Consider the following 19,311-nt stretch of genomic DNA (forward strand, 5'->3'; position numbering starts at 1 on the left):
ATTAAATGCAACGCACAGCTTTGTTAAATTGAATAGTACAACGGAAATGATTTAGCGTCCTTGGGCTTGACATAAACTCGCTGTTGCGGTTCTAGGTGAAGTTCGTCAAATCGTTCGCGGCTAAGGTGAGCGGTGACTACTTGACCGTCATCTAAAGTTAGTTCTGCTTGGATTTCCCAACCTAAATGAATTAAACGACTAACTCTAGCGGGTACAGTAGTACCATTTTGTTCTCTTTCTACAATTACATCTTGAGGACGTAAGAAGACTTCTGGGGAAGCTGAGTGAAACCCATTACCTTGAAAAATGCGCGAGTTACTAGGTAAAACGTTGACAGGACCAATAAAACTCATTACAAACGCTGTAGCCGGATGATCGTAAATTTGAGCGGGAGTGCCAATTTGTTCGATATTGCCTTTATTCATAACCACAATTTCGTCTGCTACCTCCATCGCTTCCTCTTGGTCGTGGGTAACAAATACCGTTGTCACGTGAACCTCATCATGCAGTCGCCGCAGCCAAGCTCTTAAATCTTTACGGACTTTGGCATCAAGTGCGCCAAATGGTTCATCTAAAAGTAATACTTGGGGTTGGACGGCAAGCGCTCTGGCTAAGGCTACTCGCTGCCTTTGACCGCCGGATAATTGCGATGGATAGCGATCGCCAAGTCCCATCAATTGCACTAATTCTAGTAATTCATTTACCCGCGCTTTGACTTTAAGCTTGCTTGTTTTGCGAATATCCAAACCAAAGGCGATATTTTGCCGCACTGTCAAATGTTTGAATAACGCATAGTGTTGAAATACGAAGCCGATATTACGTTCTTGGACGCTTTGTTCGGTCGCATCTTTGCCCGTTAGCCAAATCTTGCCTCGGTCGGGCATTTCTAGCCCCGCAATTAGCCGTAGTAAGGTAGATTTGCCCGATCCTGATGGCCCAAGTAAAGCCACCAAAGAGCCGCTTTTTATTTCTAGACTAACTTCATCAACGGCTTTGAAACTGCCAAAATTTTTAGATACCTTTTCAACAACTATGCCCACGGCAAGACCTCTTTATACAGTAGAAAAAGTTAAGTCTAAAGGCGTGAATAATATTATTCTTCAACTTTATTGCGATCGCCTTTGAGCCTTAATTTGTAATTCCCGGTTTATCTATAGGAATACAGTAGTTTTATAACATATATCCTAGGGGTGGAAAGAGATTAACGCTAAAAATGCAAAATTTGTGCCTCAAAACTATAGATCGTTACTTAACTTTTATATTGAGTTGTTAAGCTGTATTTCAAAATAGGCGGATCTTGCCCTTATCTAGGTGAAAGGGCAAAAAGTCCGTGATACCATGCAATCCTTAGCTGTAGAAGATTGGGAGAATAGCTTTGACTTTACGAGTTGCTGTTGTTGGCTCAGGACCCGCAGGTTCCTCTGCTGCGGAAACACTGGCGAAAGCAGGAATTGAGACTTTTTTGTTCGAGCGCAAGCTAGACAATGCCAAGCCTTGCGGTGGGGCAATTCCTTTATGTATGGTCAGCGAGTTCGATTTGCCACCACATATCATTGACCGCCGAGTGCGGAAAATGAAAATGATTTCGCCCTCAAACCGCGAAGTAGATATCAATTTGGTTAATGAAGACGAATATATTGGTATGTGCCGCCGCGAGGTACTAGACGGCTTTATGCGCGATCGCGCAGCGAGCTTGGGAGCAAATTTAATTAATGCTACCGTTCATAAACTAGATATTCCAACTAATAATAGCGATCCTTATACCATCCATTATGTAGACCACAACGAAGGTGGTTCTCAAGGCGTTGCTAAAACTTTGAAGGTAGACGCGATTATTGGCGCAGATGGTGCGAATTCACGCATTGCCAAAGAAATTGATGCGGGGGATTATAACTATGCGATCGCTTTTCAAGAGCGCATCCGTTTACCTCAAGCTCAAATGGACTACTACAATGACTTAGCGGAAATGTATGTAGGCGATGATGTTTCTACCGATTTCTACGCTTGGGTTTTCCCCAAATACGACCACGTAGCGGTTGGTACAGGGACAATGCAGGTACACAAAGCTAGTATCAAACAATTGCAAGCAGGTATCCGCGCTCGTGCAGCCAAAAAATTGGTTGGCGGCGAAATTATTAAAGTTGAAGCTCACCCAATCCCCGAACATCCAAGACCCCGCCGCGTAGTAGGTAGAGTTGCTTTAGTCGGCGACGCGGCAGGTTATGTTACTAAGTCTTCTGGCGAAGGGATTTATTTTGCAGCTAAATCCGGGCGGATGTGCGCGGAAACAATTATTGAAGTTTCCAATAGTGGTGCAAAAATTCCCACTGAAAGCGATCTTAAGCTTTACCTCAAGCGTTGGGATAGAAAGTATGGTTTAACTTACAAAGTTTTAGACATTCTGCAATCAGTGTTTTATCGCACTGATGCTACCCGCGAGGCGTTTGTAGAAATGTGCGCGGATATGGATGTGCAGAAGCTAACTTTTGATAGTTACTTGTACAAAACTGTAGTACCAGCAAATCCTTTTACCCAACTCAAAATTACAGCTAAAACGCTTGGTAGTTTGATTCGTGGTAATGCTCTCGCTCCTTAAAAAGGGGAGTTTAGACCTGCGGAAATTTGAAATTGAGCAATAAAAATAAATTTTTCCTGGGGTAGGCTTCTCGCCTGCCCTTTTTGCTGGCTAGTTCCTAGATAAAATAGCAAGTAGATTAGAAATACTAGAGCTTTTATTGAACACTTTCGCGGATATTTTTATTGAGGCAATGTAATGTTGAATGTCACTGTTGATGAAATACAAAGCGACCCATTGAAATATCTCCGTCAAGTAGAGGCAAGTGAAACTTTAGTTATTGTTGAAAATGATCAAGCGACTTCTGAACTTAAACCTACTGCCAACAGCAAGCAATTACGACCTTATGGTTTATGTGCTGGCGAGTTTACCGTTCTAGATGATTTTGACGCTCCTTTGCCAGAAGATATTATCAGTGCATTTGAGGGCAAGTGAAGATTTTGTTAGATACTGATATCTTTCCTTACATCGTGACCCCTTTGATAGAATGCTTATCTGTCCAAACTGTTGAGACATATACTTTTTAGAATTGCGATCGCATTTCCCATCTCTATAGTTAAAAACACCTCATGGATGACTCAATATTTATTATTTTCATTGCCTTTGGCTGTCTGTGGGCAGTAATGGGAACTGCTATTGTTTTCCTATTTTTCAAAAGCGACGGAGAGCAAGAAGTTAAAATTGGCAAATGGGGACTAATAGTAGCTTTACCGATTGTAATTCCGATGGCGATCGCTTTTATATATGCTGCTGTCCGTCGCTAAAATGCTTTATTTTGCTGAATGTTGCTGCAATACTTGTTTTAAATATTTTCCTGTATAAGAACGCGGATTATTGGCTACTTGTTCGGGCGTACCTACCGCAACTAATTCGCCGCCTTTGTCCCCACCTTCAGGTCCCAAATCTATCACCCAATCGCAACAACGAATTACATCTAAGTTGTGTTCGATAACTAAAATTGAGTTGCCTTTATCTACCAATCGTTGCAATACATCTAGCAATTTATGCACGTCATAAAAAGATAAACCTGTAGTTGGTTCATCGATTAAATAAAGAGTTTTTCCGGTAGCGCGACGCGATAATTCTGATGCCAATTTTACCCGTTGGGCTTCACCGCCAGATAAAGTAGTGGCTGGTTGTCCCAAGCGCACGTAACCCAATCCGACATCTACTAAGGTTTGCAATCTATTTACGGCTCTAGGAATATTTGTAAAAAACTCTAGACTTTCTTCTGCTGTCATATTTAGAACATCAGCAATGGATTTGTCTTTGAATTTGACTTGCAAAGTTTCGCGGTTATAACGCGCGCCTTTGCAGACTTCACACTGCACGTAAACATCCGGCAAAAAATTCATTTCAATGACATTTACTCCCTGCCCGCCGCAAGCTTCGCAACGTCCGCCTTTGACATTAAAGGAAAATTGTCCGGCTTTGTAACCTCTAGCTTTGGCTTCAATTGTTTGGGTAAAGACTTCGCGAATGACATCAAAAACTCCTGTATAAGTAGCTGGGTTAGAACGAGGAGTACGCCCAATGGGAGATTGGTCAATAACGATCGCTTTATCAACGGCGTTTAGTCCGTCAATTTCATCTAATCCTTGCGGTAAAGGAACTTTGCGCGTGAGTTGATGTTGCAAAGCTGGATAAAGTAAATCGTTGACTAAGGTAGATTTTCCTGACCCAGAAACCCCGGTAACGCTAACAAGTTTGCCTAAAGGAATGTTGACATCAATGTTTTGTAAGTTGTTGCGACAAGCATTTTTAATCGCTAAATTTCGCCCATTGCCTTCGCGGCGTTGGCTAGGGGTAGCGATCACTCTTTTTCCTGATAAATACGCACCTGTCAGTGAATCTTCGGCATTTAATAACGACTCTAAATTGCCTTCTGACGTGATATAACCGCCATGAATACCAGCACCAGGACCAATATCTACTAAATAATCGGCGGCTCTAATTGTTTCTTCATCGTGTTCGACCACAATTAGCGTATTACCCAAATCTCGCAGCTTAGTCAAAGTTTGCAATAATCGCCCATTGTCTCGTTGATGCAAGCCAATACTTGGTTCATCTAAAACGTACAATACTCCCGTCAACCCCGAACCAATTTGCGTTGCGAGTCTAATTCGCTGCGCTTCGCCCCCTGAGAGCGTCATCGCCGGACGATCTAGGGTGAGGTAGTCTAAACCCACATCTAAGAGAAATTGCAGCCTAGCTTTGATTTCTCTTAGCACCAAGTCAGCAATTTGCAGAGCGCGATCACTTAGTTGCATTTTCAGCAACTTTTGCTGGCACTCCCCAATCGAAACGCTCGTTAAATCCGTAATTCGATACTGTCCCAACCTCACTGCCAGCGCTTCGGGTTTTAACCGCTTACCTAAACAGACTTCGCAGGGCTGGTTGACTAAATATTGCTCCAACTTTTGCTTCTGCAACTCCGAACTTGCTTCGTTGTACTGCTTCTGGAGGATGGGCAGCACTCCCGCATAACGCCGATAATCTTTACGATCTTCGATCCATATTGGTTTATCGCTACCATGCAAAACTACTTGCTGCTGTTCGCTAGTAAGTTTGTGCCAAATAGTCTGAATCTCAAACCCGCATTGTTGTCCGACGTTGTAAAGCAGCGATAGGTAGTAAGAGTTGTCTTTTTCCGACCAAGGAGCGATCGCGGCATATACGGGTGCTTGGGGATCGGGGACTACAAGCTCTGCTGCAAACTTCTGCAAACTCCCCAACCCATGACAATTTGGACACGCACCGTAGGGGGAATTAAAGGAAAATAGACGGGGCGATAATTCTTCCATAACTGCGCCATGTACTGGGCAGGCAAAGTTTTCCGAAAAAATCAATTCATTTTGATAGGAATTAGGCGTATTTGTAGAGGTTAAATCGTCATTTTCCTGGGCTATTTTTTCGCTAGTTGGGTTATACTTACTATCAGACTGGACTCCACCTGATTTACCCGATGTATCATTTATTAAGTCAATAACCGCAATTCCACTAGAAAGACGCAAGCAAGTAGCAAGAGAATCGGCTAAGCGTTCGGCAATACCAGGCTTTTTAATTAGCCTATCAATGACAATCTCGATAGTATGAGTATAATTTTTATCTAAATCGATGTTGTCGGATAGCTCGCGCACCTCATTATTTACCCTTGCTCTTACCCAACCTTCGGAAGCTAAACTTGAAAGTAATTTGCGATGGGTACCCTTTTTACCGCGAATGACAGGAGCAAGGATTTGAAAGCGCGTACCGTCGGGCAAGTCCATAACGCGATCGCACATTTGGTCAATAGTTTGAGGCGCAATCGAGCGATCGCAAATTGGGCAATGAGGCTCTCCCGCTCGTCCAAATAGCAAGCGCAGATAGTCATAAATCTCCGTAACTGTTCCCACCGTAGAACGGGGATTGTGAGAAGTAGATTTTTGATCGATAGAAATAGCCGGACTCAAGCCCTCAATTGCTTCGACATCTGGCTTATCTAGCTGCCCCAAAAACTGCCGAGCGTAAGCGCTGAGAGATTCTACATAACGGCGCTGTCCTTCAGCAAAGATGGTATCGAAAGCTAGGGAAGACTTACCCGAACCTGAAACCCCCGTAAACACAATTAAGCGATCACGCGGTAATTCTAAATCGATGTTTTTGAGGTTGTGCTGTCGAGCGCCGCGAATGCGAATAGTATTGCTAGGACTTAGATGATGTCCGTTGGTAGATTCTAGTTGAGCATCTGAAATGTCAGCATTGTGAGACATAGAGGCAGCGCGAAATAGTCCTTAATAATTTTAGCGCTGCAACTCTTAAGACTGTGACTAAGCTGAAGTTTTAGTCACAGCAAGAAAATTTCACAGATGCAAAATAAACCTCTATCCTACTAAAGGTTTTAGTTATAGCAACAATGTTACAAGGTATGCGGAATGTCCCCTTACAGTCGCAATTTAGATATAAAACTCTTTCCCTCTTGCCTGCGCGCCCTTAGCGTCTTTGTGGCTATTGCCCAAATAAAACCTCCTAACTCAATCAAGGTCAAGGCTGCTATTAACCTAAATTCAATTATCCTAAGTATCCTTTTACTACTAACAAGCATTTTTAATACAACTAAAACCGTTGCTAACGAAAACTTATCAGATTTAGAAATAAGAGATCGCCATACCCCCGTCGAGCGATTAGCAGATATTAAAACTACTGACTGGAGTTTTCAGGCTTTGAAATCCTTATTAGAGCGCTACGGAGTAACTAGCAAGGATACCTCCACAAGCCAAATAACAAGATATGAATTTGCTTCCCTGCTAAATGCTGTTATTAGTCGCTGCAATGACCTAAACATCCAGGAAAAGACTGACTTAGCTACTATCAAGAGGTTGCAATTAGAATTTGCTTCAGAATTAACCCTGCAAAAACGAACAGATAACATAGCCGTCAAGACAAGCCAGCTAGAAGTACAACAGTTTTCTCCTACGACCAAATTTTCAGGAGAAGTAATTTTTGCCGTCAGTGCTGCTAGAGGAAGTCGCCAAGCTAACGATGATGAAGAAGTAGAAAATAATCTAATTTTAAGCGATCGCGTGTGGCTAAACTTTGATACTAGCTTTACTGGAAGCGATCGCTTGAGAGTGCGCTTAGAAGCTGAAAATACACCTAGATTTGATAATGCTACAGGTACAGAAATGGCACGATTAGGATTTGAAGGAGATAGCGACAATGAATTTGATATTAATCAATTAGAATACAGCTTTCCTATTAGCAAACAGACAAATTTATACATTACTACTGATAGCACTGATGTCCGCATTGTTGCCAATTCTAGTAATAGTTTTAGTAGTAGCGGACGTGGTGCTATTTCCCGCTTTGGTAGGTATAGCCCTATTTATAGAAAAGACTTTGGTGCAGCAGTGCGTCTCAAATATGAATTTAGCAATGCTGCGAGTTTTAGCGTTGGACTTGGCGATGCTAATGCCGAAGAGGACGAGGATACAGAATCAAGCATTAGTGGTAAGACTGACGGTACTTTTGTGCAAATGACTTGGGAACCAAACAATAATATCGAACTTGTTTTAGGTTATCTGCAAGTAGACCAGAGATATGGAACTGTTGCCCAATTAATTTTAGAACCAGTTAACGATATTAGCTTAGGTTTAACCTATTTGCGCTCTTATAATAACCTCGACACCAGTACAGGTAGCGAACTTGCCAACGATCCTTTTGACGATGAAAGCAATAATATAATTACAAATGCTTATGGAGTGGAAACTAACATTAAAGTAAATCCTAGTTTGACTATTAGTAGTTGGCTGGGTTTGACCACAGCCACCGCCGAAGATATTTTAGGTAAACCAAGAGCAGATATTTTTCACTACGCGGTAACGATCGCTTTTCCTGATTTAGGTAAAGAAAATAGTTTAGCTGGCATTGTCATCGGACAACCGCCTAAAGTCATCTATAACGATCTAGGTGCAAATACCGATAAAGATACTTCTTTGCACCTAGAATTTTTCTATCGCTGGCAAGCTACTGATAATATCGCTATTACTCCAGGCTTATTATTAATCACTAATCCAGAACACTACGGCAAAAATGACGCTATTTATGTAGGAACTGTACGTACTACCTTTAAGTTTTGAGGATAGCTACCCTACTTTGATGAAGGATTGAGCTTGATTATCCGTCGTTTTAGCTGGGTTAATTGCAGGGACTTTTACAGCAAATTTTTCTTGAGCAAAGGCGATTTTGGCTTGAGTGCCTGTTAGTTTTGGCAAATCAGCATCAATTGCTTCTAGCCGTCCAATTAATCCCTCTCGATTTGCAATTTGAATAGATAGTCCAGGACGAGCATTAATTTCTAACAACAACGGTCCTTTTTCGCAATCGAGAACGATATCAACGCCGAGATAGCCAAACTCAGTTTTATTGCCCAACTTAGCAGCCATATCTAATATAGTTTGCCAGTGGGGAATTTGGCGATCACACAACGGATGTCCTGTTTCTGGATGGTTGTCAATATAGCGATTGTTCTGAATCCCTGCTAATGTTGTACCTGTAGCCAGATCGATTCCTACACCTACACCGCCTCTATGCAAATTTGCTTTACCATCAGAAGCGCGGGTAGGGAGACGCAACATAGCCATTGCTGGAACGCCTTTATAAATAATTACGCGAATATCGGGTACGCCTTGATAAGCAATTTCTGTAAATACGGGATCGAACTGTACCGCATATTCAATAATTGCCTCATCACTATTTCCACCTAACGAAAACATCCCGCTCAAGATGTTATAGATGTGAAAGTGTAAATCCTCTGGCTGCAAAATTGAACCAGAAGCTTTACAATAACCCGCTTCTGTCATATCCTTAATAACTACAATGCCATCTCCGCCGCTACCAGAGGAAGGTTTGACAACAAAAGACTTATACTTTTGCAGAATTTTGGCTAAATTTTTTACTTCATTTTGAAATGTAATTACTCCATAAGTTTCTGGAGTAGCAACACCAATACTTTGAGCAATTTTCTTTGTCTCTAATTTGCTGTCAGCGTAGCGATAAAGCCGACGTGGATTTGTGGGAAACAGATAATCTAAGTTGCGAGCATTAATTCCTAAAATGCCGTACTGTTTGAGTGAAAACATAACTTATCTACACCTGTTTTTGATTTAGTTGTCGCTGTAAGGACAAAAAACGGAAATACTCAATCAGCTTGTAACCGTTGTAACGCCCTACCATAATGTTGACTGCCAAAACTATAAGTAGCAGTTCTGGAAACACAAACGCCCAATGTTCTACATAAGGGTTGATCATGCACAAATAGCCAACTAGAGCCGCTACAATTGTGCCAATTCCAGCAATAATTGTATCTTTTGCCCCGGCTTCTTCCCACATCATTGCTGCTCGTTCGATGGTCATAGCTAAGATGACAATCGGGAACAAAGAAACTGATAGCCCTAGATTAATATTTAAGTTCTCTAGCAAAATAGCTAAAGCACCCATGACTAAAACCGTTGCTGTTAAAATTGCTGCTAGTCGCGGGACAATTAAAAGTTGCAACTTATTTAGGTAGCCTCGGAAAACTAGCCCAATAATTACTACTAGCACGAATAGAGGAATACCTACAAAGATCCCAGTCTGCCTAAAAGCAAGAGAAATCAAAATCGGGGTAAATGTGCCAAAAGTTTTTAAGCCGATAATTTGGTGCGAAAAGGCAATAACAAGCGCACCAATAGGAATCAGCACAAGAACCTGAAATACGCGCTGAGTTGATAGCGGTAGATTGAGAAAAGAGTATTCTAAAAACGGGTTTGATACTCTCCTACCTCGCCAAATCGAACGAGTAAGTCCGTTATCTGTATTTGGTTGAACGACAACCTCTAAATCGATATTATCCGCTCCTGGAGCTTGTAAAACTCGATCTGAACCATACCACCAAGTTAAGTAACGATCTTGCTCGTGGAAACTAAGGTCAGCAGGGTCGAAGGCTAACCAGCGATCGCCTACTTGCATCTCTAGCCACTGTACAAAATCTGTAGAATAAACTTCTGCACTTCTTAAAAAAATACCGTTACCAACCCGCGCCGGGATGTTTGCTCGGTGCAACAAAAATGCTGCTAATTGTGGAGTAGATTCTTCTTTTCTGAGGTTTCTACTAATAGCTTGGATTCTGATATCATCGGAACGCAGAGCTAATTGATAAATTTGTCTAGCAAAAGATATACGATCTCTTGATTTTGCTTTAGCTTCGCTTAAAAGAGCATCAATCTCTGCCTTTGGAAAGTTTTCTTTTAAATTGTCTTGCGCTCTTTCAGTATTTTCGCCAAATCTAACCAGTTGTTTGTCAACTAGCCTTCTACCAGAAATTGGTACTTCTTCTTCTCCTGGTGAAATGCCAGCTTTCCTTTGAATAATTGCTCTGTAAAATAAAGTTTCGCTGCTGTCAATATTATTTTGCTTAGTAAATACAGCTAGACGGTTTACTGAATCTGGTAAATTCTCTATCTGGCGCTCAAATCCTTGATTAATAAAATCTTCTTTCACAATCTCGTAGCGTTGAGACTCTAGAGGAAGATGAAACTCAACAGTAGATGGCAACCTTTCATCTGTTTCTAGCCCTAATTGCTCTGCGGTCAAAGCTAGTTTTGCTTCAACATACCAACTGTTATAAGTCTGGTTAGGTAGCAGTGGCACATCGGAAGCTACGATCTTATGTACAAAAATACCTATCCCAATCGCTGCTAAAAATAATGCTAAGAGTGCAGCGCGAAATGTCCGATTCATTATCACTCCTTCTCATCTGTACATTCTGGGTCTTTGGTAAATGTTTGCGAGGAGTCAACAACCAATTTGCCTTCTTTCAGCATATTGCGTCCGATTAAGATGGGGTAGTTGAAATCGTCTCTATCTGCAAGATTCACTTCTTCCTCAATCCATCTACCTGCAACGCATAGTTTCATTCGCACTACTGGGCGGCGAATATCAGCACCTTCGCGGCTTTTAATCTGTACCCACCTTACAATTGGGCGCTCGAAAATCTCTTTGTTACCATCTCCATCTAAAAATCGAAATCTAATATTACCGCCGGATTCTGATTTTTCTTCGGGTTGGTCTAATATTTCAGCATTGATAGAGGTAGTTGTTGCTCCTGTATCAAGTTTGGCTTTAATTTCTTTTTCAACTCCAGGAATTTTGGCTTGCTCTACCCAACCGACCGTCTGAGTTGATTGTTTTGATGAGTCAATAGCTTGAGTTTTTTGTAGGCTGCATCCCATTCCAGCTAATAAACCAATAGCTATAACACTCAATAAGTTTTTAGTTTGACTTAGCACGCTCAAACAATATTTCCTCCTCACGAGTTTTGACTGTCCGTAGCGAACATAATTTTTCTTACAGCTAAGAATAATCTTTAAGATTTGTAATTAGATCGTTCGGAGGATGGATTTGTACCCACAGTGGCAAGAGTTGTAAGAATTAAAGAGTTAATTTATTTAGAGACGTGCCGTCGGAACGTCTCTAGGTTTTCGATGCAAAAATGCAAAAATTAAGGCTCGAAAGCAATCAATTTTATATGACTGGGATTATCGATCAATTCCTTGGCTAGCAAGTAACCTGCAATTGTCCAGGTTTGATACTTTCTCGCTTCTTTACCAATAAGACGACCATCGGGGCCATCGTAGTATTCGGGCCAATGGTCTTCGACTAATCTTCTTTCGGCAATGGCGATCGCATGATGGGCTAATTCGCCTCTATCCATTTTTTTTGCTGCCGCCGTCAGCATCCACAATAAAACAGGCCAACTACCACCATTGTGATAAGACCAAGGGCGATTTTTGGGATCGGCTCCCGTGACAATTCTCCATTCAACATCTTCTAAGGCTGGATAACAAAGTTTCATTGGCATCGCCCCAATTAAGTCATTCCAGCGCAACTCAATTAAATTTAAAATTCTATGAGATTGTTGCTCGTCAGTTAAAGAAGAAACAATCGCCATCAAATTACCCAAGGAAAAAAACCGACAATCTAGCTGAGAAGGGCCTAAGTTTCCCGCTAAGTAGCCCCCAGCTTCGGGCAGCCATTTCGCCAGCCGATAAAAAGGGATGGAGTCAGAATAAATATTGAACTGATTGAGGGCTTCTTCGCCATACTCCTCTACCTGAAAGCGGTAAATTACATTCAATCGCTCCGAATCTAACCAATAATTTTCCCGCAGTTGCTTAAGTAATGGATCTAAGCGGTTACGCACAGCTTGAATAATTGCTTGATTTTCTTTGTTGGGAGTTAGCAATTCCAAACTAGCTTTTAATGCTGCATAAAAGAGCGATTGAATATCTATCGGGTGTCCGTATAGCCCCAAACGACGGTCAATCATACTCGCACCATCGGGAACTAACACCATCGGATACATATCAAAGCGAGTAACCAAGCATAGTTCTAAGATTAGGCGGATACCTTCTTGAAGATCGGCGCGAGATGCGAACTCTTTACTTTCGGTAGAGATAGTATAAGCGCGTAATAAAATAATCCACCACAACCCCGCATCCGCCGGAGCAACTCTACCGATCGCATGATCGCCAAAATCAGCTTTTAAATATTCTTGTCCATTAGCAAAGCCAATTTTAAAACTAGCTGGCATCAAACCGCGACTGGGTTTTAAACAATCTAACTGCGTTGTTTTTGGCTGCAATTTTAGCGTTTCTTCCAAAAAGAACCGGACAATATCGGTTTTGCCTCTAATCAGAAAAACGAGTGCGGAGGAGACAAAATCGCGAATAAAACATTGATCGTAGTTTAAACAGGTGATATCTGAATCGAGAGCGGCTATAGTGCCAATAGGTTTTTCATGATAATAAATAACTGACTTTTCCAGCGCTTCCCATGCTTGTTCTTCTATAGCTAAAGATCTTTCGCTCAACTTCTCTCAATCCCCAGTAACTTTATAGCTTGAGGATAAACAAAGATTTCAATTAGAGCAAATGTTTGGAGTCTGTGGATTGCGATCGCAATTTATTTTCCCTAAGAATCGTCATTAGCACTAAAGCGTCGTTTTTTCTGTATTTTGGTTGAAGCTTTAGCCGCTTGTATAGTCTAATATCGGTACGACTTGGTTATGCCAATAAAAATCTAGAGGGGTTATCAAATGAAGCTTGCAGGTAAAATTGCCTTAGTAACGGGTAGCGGGCAAGGAATTGGTCAAGGGATTGCTGTTAGTTTAGCCAGTGCCGGAGCAAGCGTTATTATTAACTATCGCTCTGATATTACTGAAGCCGAGGAAACTTTAAAACAAGTAGAAGATACAGGCAGCAAAGGCTTAATTATCAAGGCAGATGTCAGCGTTGTTAGCGATTTGCGTCAGCTAATTGACCAAGCAATTGAGCATTTTGGTCAGTTAGATATTTTGGTAAATAATGCTGGAATAGAAACCAATGCCGCTTTTTGGGAAGTAACGGAAGAAGATTATGACAAGGTGCTAGATATTAATTTAAAAGGTTGCTTTTTTGCTACGCAGTTTTTTGTTCAACACTTAATGCAAACAAAGCGTACTGGAAAAATTATCAATATTAGCTCCGTACATGAGGAATTGCCTTTTCCGAACTTTACGGCTTACTGTGCTAGTAAGGGCGGTTTAAAAATGATGACGCGCAACTTAGCAGTAGAATTGGGACCTTACGGCATCACTATTAATAACGTCGCACCAGGGGCAATTGAAACACCCATGAATAGTAAACTATTAAACGATCCAGTTGCCCTAGGAGCATTACTAAAAAACATTCCACTCAATCGCTTAGGACAACCCCAAGATGTAAGTGCAATGGTTACTTTTCTAGCGTCCTCTGACGCTGACTATATAACTGGTTCAACCTTTTTCGTTGATGGTGGACTACTTTGGAACTATCAAGAGCAGTAAGAACAAACAACTCTTGGCACAGGAATTAGCAAAGAGTTGCTTGCATGAATTAAGGTTTAGTTACTACGCTTACAGGCCCATTCACTAAGGACTGGCAAGCTAACCGATAAGTAGTTGGCTTTTTCTTTAACTTGCGATTTTCTACGTCTGTCTTAGGTGATAAATTTTCTATGCCTTCGACTACATCTACAATGCAAGTCCCGCATTGCCCGTAGCCGCCACAGTTCATCATTTTCCCTCTAAAGGTATAAAGATCTATACCATTTTCCATAGCTTTGATGCGCAGATTTGCTCCATCAGCCGCGATCGCTTCAATCTTCTCTTTGACAAATTTGATATTAGCCATTTGTTTCCTTAGTAACTGCCATTGCTCCAATTATTTATGCAGTTCAACCTACAAAATTCTTTAAATATTGCTTGGTTTAGCGCTCTTTAGCCAACGTTATATCAATATAAACACCAAGACCATAATTAATCTTGCTTTGTTAAGCGTCGCTTGATGGACAGATTTTATCTTTTCCAACTTGCGCTAAAATTAACCATACCAAATATTTAGATAACTTAATAAATTAACACAAAAGTTGAAACAATCTTGCTTAATTAGAAGTCTTGATTAGTGATTATTACTGGCAACTCGTTATAGTCCCAAATTAAACAGGGATTTTACGAGCAAAAGCCTTGACAAGAGCAGAGTGCATGAGCGCGCTCCAGGGAACGCCTAAACCAGCAAAAAGCAACCTCAAAAATTCTTGTATGTTCGTCAAAAATCCGTATCACCGCCACTTATTGAGTGCTTTAGTAGTTGGGATGGCAGTGTTTGTAGGTAGTTGTGGGAGTTTGCCAAAAGAAGCCGCCGACGCTCAATCGCAACAAGGGGGTAGAGAAAACCAATCTGCGGCGGTAGATGTAAGAATTTCTCGAACCGAAGTATTGACCCCTTCTCCCACATACACGGGTAGCACCGAACCTATCAGAACAGTATCGATGCGGAGTCAAGTAGAAGGGCAATTATTAGGTCTAAATGTAGACGTGGGCGATAGAGTCAACCAAGGGCAAATAGTTGCGCAATTAGATGACTCCATTTTGAGAACTCAATTAAATGCCGCCGAAGCAGAACTTGCAGCTTTAAAGTCAGAAGTAGCAAGAAGCAATAGTCAAGTAAGTAACGCCCGCGCTCAAGTAGAAAGCGCCAGATTAGAATTAATTCAAGCGCAAGCAGATTCCCAAAGGCAGCAAAGATTATTAAAGGAAGGAGCGATCGCACTTCAAGTAGCCCAGCAAGCCCAAACAGAGGCGCGTACCGCCGCCCAAGCACTCCGGGCAGCACAACAACAAGTAAGTACCGAACAACAAGCCGTAGCCGCCGCTCAAGGCAGGGTAATTGCCCAGCAAGCGGTAGTCGCCCAAGAACAAAAAAGGCGATCGTATACGCGCCTCGTAGCGCCAATTCCTGGAGTAGTTTTACAACGACTGCAAGAACCCGGCGACTTAATTCAACCTGGTAATGAGGTGTTGCAAATTGCCGATTTTAGCCGCATCCAAGTCCGGGTTGAAGTTTCCGACAAAGAACTTGGAAATATTAGTAACGGGCAATTAGTAAGTGTAAAACTAGATGCTTTTCCCCAAGAAACCCTAACAGGAAAAGTTACCCGCATTTACCCCGCCGCCGATGCTACGGCGCGTTTAGTGCCGATAGAAGTAGTGATTCCCAATAGCAATGGCAAAATTGGTAGTGGCATCCTTGCACGAGTAAGTTTTATTAGTGAAAAACAGCAATCTGTTGTCGTCCCCCAGTCGGCTTTGTCGGCAGAAAAAGAAGAAAGTAATACGGGGACGGTATTTGTCGTAGAAGGAGCAGACAGCCAAGCCAAAGTTGTAGCGCGGGCGGTGAAATTGGGCGACTTCGCTGATGGCAAAGTAGAAGTTTTATCGGGGCTAAAAGCAGGGGAAAGGTATGTAACGCGCAGTAGCAAACCGTTAAAAAATGGCGAAACTGTCAGGTTATCAATTCTTTCCGAGCAATCAGCACAAAAAGGACAATAGTCATGCAGGACAAGGGAAAAGTCGCAGGATTTAGTATTAGCGCGATCGCAATTCGGCAGCATATTGGCACGCTAATGCTAACTCTAGCCGTGATTGTGATGGGAGTATTTTTTCTAACTAATCTCCAAGTCGATTTGCTCCCCTCAATTACCTATCCTCGCATTGGTGTCCGGGTAGGTACTCCAGGTATTTCTCCAGAAGTCGCGGTAGATGAAGTCACAAGACCTCTAGAAGAAGCTTTAGCCGCTACCGAGGGGGTAGTCCAAGTTTATTCTCAAACTCGTGAAGGGCAGGTAAGTTTAGACTTATTTTTTCAACCAGGTGGAGATATCGATCAGGCATTAAATGAAGCGACGGCGGCTTTTAATCGCGGACGCGGACAACTACCCGACACCATTGAAGAAGCCCGTTTATTTAAAGCTGACCCCTCCCAATTGCCTGTATACGAACTTGCTTTGACTTCACCCTCCTTACAGGGGGTAGCTTTACGGGTATTTGCGGATGAAGAACTGTCCCGCGAACTTAGTGTAGTCCCAGGAGTCGCCGCCGTAGATGTGGCGGGTAGCGTAGAGGAAGAAGTGCAAGTTAATCTCGACCTCGATCGCCTGCAAGCGGTTGGAGTGGGTTTAACCGATGTGCTAGATGAATTAGAAGCACGAAATCAAGATATTTCTGGGGGGCGCATTCAGGGAGAAAGTGCCGAACCTCTAACTCGAACCGTGGGACGTTTTCAAGCAGCAGAGGAAATCAATAATCTTTCTTTTGAAGTAGCTTCTCCTACTTCTACACAAACAGGTACATCTCCGGCGGCAGTTATCAATCGTCGCGTATATCTGCGCGACTTTGCTGAGGTCAAGGATGGGACTCAAGACCAAAGAGTATTTGTTTACCTCAATCAACAGCCTGCCGTCAAACTTAGCATTCAAAAGCAACCAGAAGCCAATACGATTACGGTGGTAGACGGGGTAAAGCAACGCATTGAACAACTACAAGCTTCGGGGATAATTCCCGCAGATATGGTTTTAACTCCGACCTTGGATGAATCAAGGTTTATTCGCAATTCGATCTCGAATGTGACAAGTTCTGGGCTAATTGGGGCGGGGTTAGCAGCGATCGCAGTTTTGCTGTTTTTGGGTTCTATTCGTCAAACTCTAATTATTGTTTTATCTATACCTTTAGCTACTCTAGCCGCCATTATTTTCATGGGGCTATTTGGTCTATCAATTAACGTCTTTAGCCTGGGGGGCTTGGCTTTGGGTGTAGGAATTGTGGTAGACAATTCCATCGTCATGCTGGAAAACATCGCTGGAGGTGCGGGGATGACTCCAGGAAAAGATACAAAAACTAGGCTGACTAAAGGGCAATTAATCGAGCAATCTGCCCGTAGCTCTCAAGAAGTAGAGTCGGCTTTAGTTGCTTCTACTAGCACTAATTTGGTGGCGGTTTTACCGTTTTTGCTAATTGGCGGTTTTATTTCCCTGTTATTTAACGAGCTAATTTTGACAATTAGCTTTTCAGTCGCCGCTTCTATTTTAATCGCCGTTACCATTGTCCCAATGATGGCTTCTCGGCTATTAGGGATTCAATGGTCGAGTAAGCTAGGCAATTTTTGGCTGCTGCAACAGTTCAATCAAAAGTTTGAATCTGCAACCAGAGGCTATGGCAGTTTGTTAGTCAAAGTATTGCGTTATCGCCTACCTATTTTAGCTGCTACTATAATTATTCTCGGCGGCGGTAGTTTGTGGATGGCAGGACAAATTCCTCAAGAAATTCTCCCTCGCATTAGTACCGGACAAGCAAGTTTATCTGCTCAGTTTCCACCAGGTACGCCCTTAGAGACAAACCGTAAAGTCATGGCGGCGGTTGATGAAATATTACTTAAGCAGCCAGAAACAGATTATGTATTCTCGACGGTGGGAGGCTTTTTGTTTGGTAATAGTACCAGTGAAAACCCTTTGCGGGGTTCTAGTACGATTACCTTAAAGCCTGGTAGTGATGTAGAAGCTTTTGTAGGAAAAGTAAATCAAGAATTTAACAAGCTCAATTTAGCGGGAATTCGGCTGCGATTAAGACCCGGTGAGGTACGGGGCTTAGTTTTGACCAATTCTCCAGTTAGAGGTGCGGAAGTTGACATAATTATTCAAGGCACAAACGAGCAAACCTTACGTCAAGCGGGAACGCAAGTATTGCAAGCATTGGATGAACAAGCAACTTTAGCTAGTTTCCGCCCGGATGCTGACCCCAGACAGCCAGAAGTCCAAATTCGCCCAGATTGGGAACGGGTGGCACAATTGGGCTTAACGACGCAAGATATTGGCGATACTATTGCGACAGCTATAGAAGGCTCTGTACCTACCCAACTGCAAAGAGGCGATCGCTTAGTAGATGTGCGCGTACAATTAAATCAAGCATCCATCAACCGCGCTTCTCAATTAGCAGGTTTACCGCTATTTGTTGATGGTAATCGTCAAGTTCGCCTCTCGGATGTAGCAGAAATTAGCGAAGGTCAAGCACCGGGAGAGGTGCAGAGAATCAATCAGCGCCAAGTATTCTTAATTGCTGGCAACTTAAGTGAGGGTGCAAGCTTGGGTGAAGCCCTGCAACAAGTAGATAGTGTGTTGCAAAACGTGCAATTACCTGAAGGCGTTAGCATTTTGCCTAGTTCCGCCAGCGAGACGAGTCAAGAATTACAAGATTCTTTGAAAGTGCTGGGTGGGTTAGCGGCTTTCTTAGTATTTGTGGTGATGGCAGTACAGTACAACTCCCTTGTAGACCCTTTAGTAATTATTCTTACCGTACCCTTAGCCTTAGCTGGCGGGATTTTTGGACTCTATATTACTAAAACTGCGATCGGTGCAACGGTTTTAGTCGGGGCGGTGTTATTGGTGGGTATTGTCGTCAATAATGCAATTATTATGGTGGAATTGGCAAACCAAATTCGGGAAAAAGAAGGATTTATTCAAGAAGGTAATTTCTCAGATGCTCGTCAAAGGGCTATTTTACAAGCTGCGCCCCAGCGCCTCCGCCCAGTTTTGATGACAACTATTACTACGGTTTTAGGAATGTTTCCTTTAGCGTTGGGCATTGGTGAAGGTGCGGAGTTTTTACAGCCTTTGGGTATTGTCGTTTTTTCTGGTTTGTCCTTAGCAACTTTGCTGACTTTATTTATTATTCCCTGCTTTTATGTCATGCTTCACAGTCTTTTTAAGCTGAAGTTAGGTAAATTTAGCACGAAGGCTAAGTTTTTGCTGAAAAAAAGATAGGCTGGCTATTCTGTAACTAGCGTTTACTCAAGTAGTAAGTATCAACT

General features: G+C 42.3%; 14 protein-coding genes. 7 read left to right on the forward strand and 7 right to left on the reverse strand.

Going from position 1 to position 19,311, the window contains the following annotated elements; genetic code table 11:
- Positions 1-23: 23 nt before the first annotated feature.
- A complete protein-coding gene (locus AC2VE5_RS07210) occupies positions 24-1,040 on the reverse strand; it encodes a sulfate/molybdate ABC transporter ATP-binding protein (RefSeq protein ID WP_486887090.1) in 1,017 nt (338 codons plus the stop codon).
- 335 nt (positions 1,041-1,375) lie between these two features.
- Here AC2VE5_RS07210 and chlP point away from each other — a divergent pair, with 335 nt between their 5' ends.
- The 3 genes from chlP to AC2VE5_RS07225 all read left to right on the forward strand — a co-directional run bounded on the left by chlP (position 1,376) and on the right by AC2VE5_RS07225 (position 3,339).
- Entirely contained in the window at positions 1,376-2,596 is a 1,221-nt protein-coding gene (gene chlP, locus AC2VE5_RS07215) for a geranylgeranyl reductase (RefSeq protein ID WP_486887091.1), read from the forward strand.
- A 177-nt stretch (positions 2,597-2,773) separates the two neighbouring features.
- Positions 2,774-3,010, forward strand: a complete 237-nt coding sequence (locus tag AC2VE5_RS07220; protein ID WP_486887092.1) for a type II toxin-antitoxin system Phd/YefM family antitoxin — start codon at positions 2,774-2,776, stop codon at positions 3,008-3,010.
- A gap of 134 nt (positions 3,011-3,144) precedes the next feature.
- Complete coding sequence (locus tag AC2VE5_RS07225; RefSeq protein ID WP_486887093.1) at positions 3,145-3,339, forward strand: hypothetical protein; 195 nt, start codon at positions 3,145-3,147, stop codon at positions 3,337-3,339.
- 6 nt (positions 3,340-3,345) lie between these two features.
- Here the strand turns inward: AC2VE5_RS07225 and uvrA are convergent, their stop codons facing one another.
- On the reverse strand, positions 3,346-6,327 hold the full coding sequence (uvrA, locus tag AC2VE5_RS07230) for an excinuclease ABC subunit UvrA (protein ID WP_486887094.1): 2,982 nt from the start codon (positions 6,325-6,327) through the stop codon (positions 3,346-3,348).
- Positions 6,328-6,489: 162 nt separating this feature from the next.
- On the opposite strand from uvrA, the gene AC2VE5_RS07235 reads away from it, so the two are divergent.
- Complete coding sequence (locus AC2VE5_RS07235; protein WP_486887095.1) at positions 6,490-8,193, forward strand: iron uptake porin; 1,704 nt, start codon at positions 6,490-6,492, stop codon at positions 8,191-8,193.
- 6 nt (positions 8,194-8,199) lie between these two features.
- On the opposite strand, the gene AC2VE5_RS07240 is transcribed toward AC2VE5_RS07235, so the two are convergent.
- The 4 genes from AC2VE5_RS07240 to AC2VE5_RS07255 form a co-directional block, all read right to left on the reverse strand.
- The gene (locus tag AC2VE5_RS07240; protein ID WP_486887096.1) at positions 8,200-9,195 is read right to left on the reverse strand and encodes an alpha-L-glutamate ligase-like protein; all 996 of its coding nucleotides are present in this window, start codon (positions 9,193-9,195) and stop codon (positions 8,200-8,202) included.
- Between the two features lie 7 nt (positions 9,196-9,202).
- Entirely contained in the window at positions 9,203-10,834 is a 1,632-nt protein-coding gene (locus tag AC2VE5_RS07245; protein WP_486887097.1) for a UUP1 family membrane protein, read from the reverse strand.
- 2 nt (positions 10,835-10,836) lie between these two features.
- Positions 10,837-11,382: an ATP-dependent zinc protease family protein gene (locus tag AC2VE5_RS07250; RefSeq protein ID WP_486887139.1), complete on the reverse strand. Its 546-nt coding sequence runs from the start codon at positions 11,380-11,382 to the stop codon at positions 10,837-10,839.
- A 212-nt stretch (positions 11,383-11,594) separates the two neighbouring features.
- Entirely contained in the window at positions 11,595-12,965 is a 1,371-nt protein-coding gene (locus AC2VE5_RS07255; protein ID WP_486887098.1) for a glycoside hydrolase 100 family protein, read from the reverse strand.
- A gap of 225 nt (positions 12,966-13,190) precedes the next feature.
- Between AC2VE5_RS07255 and AC2VE5_RS07260 the strand changes: the two genes are divergently transcribed.
- Positions 13,191-13,958 (forward strand): glucose 1-dehydrogenase, encoded by a 768-nt coding sequence (locus AC2VE5_RS07260; RefSeq protein ID WP_486887099.1) that lies wholly within the window; start codon positions 13,191-13,193, stop codon positions 13,956-13,958.
- Between the two features lie 49 nt (positions 13,959-14,007).
- On the opposite strand, the gene AC2VE5_RS07265 is transcribed toward AC2VE5_RS07260, so the two are convergent.
- Positions 14,008-14,304: a 2Fe-2S iron-sulfur cluster-binding protein gene (locus AC2VE5_RS07265; RefSeq protein WP_486887100.1), complete on the reverse strand. Its 297-nt coding sequence runs from the start codon at positions 14,302-14,304 to the stop codon at positions 14,008-14,010.
- 350 nt (positions 14,305-14,654) lie between these two features.
- Here AC2VE5_RS07265 and AC2VE5_RS07270 point away from each other — a divergent pair, with 350 nt between their 5' ends.
- Together AC2VE5_RS07270 and AC2VE5_RS07275 are read left to right on the forward strand one after the other, a co-directional pair.
- Positions 14,655-16,001 carry an efflux RND transporter periplasmic adaptor subunit gene (locus tag AC2VE5_RS07270; protein ID WP_486887101.1) on the forward strand — a complete coding sequence of 449 codons (1,347 nt, stop codon included), beginning with the start codon at positions 14,655-14,657 and terminating at the stop codon, positions 15,999-16,001.
- A 2-nt stretch (positions 16,002-16,003) separates the two neighbouring features.
- On the forward strand, positions 16,004-19,264 hold the full coding sequence (locus tag AC2VE5_RS07275) for an efflux RND transporter permease subunit (RefSeq protein WP_486887102.1): 3,261 nt from the start codon (positions 16,004-16,006) through the stop codon (positions 19,262-19,264).
- Positions 19,265-19,311: the final 47 nt, after the last annotated feature.

It is taken from the genome of Aliterella sp. E5.1 (genome assembly GCF_057473825.1).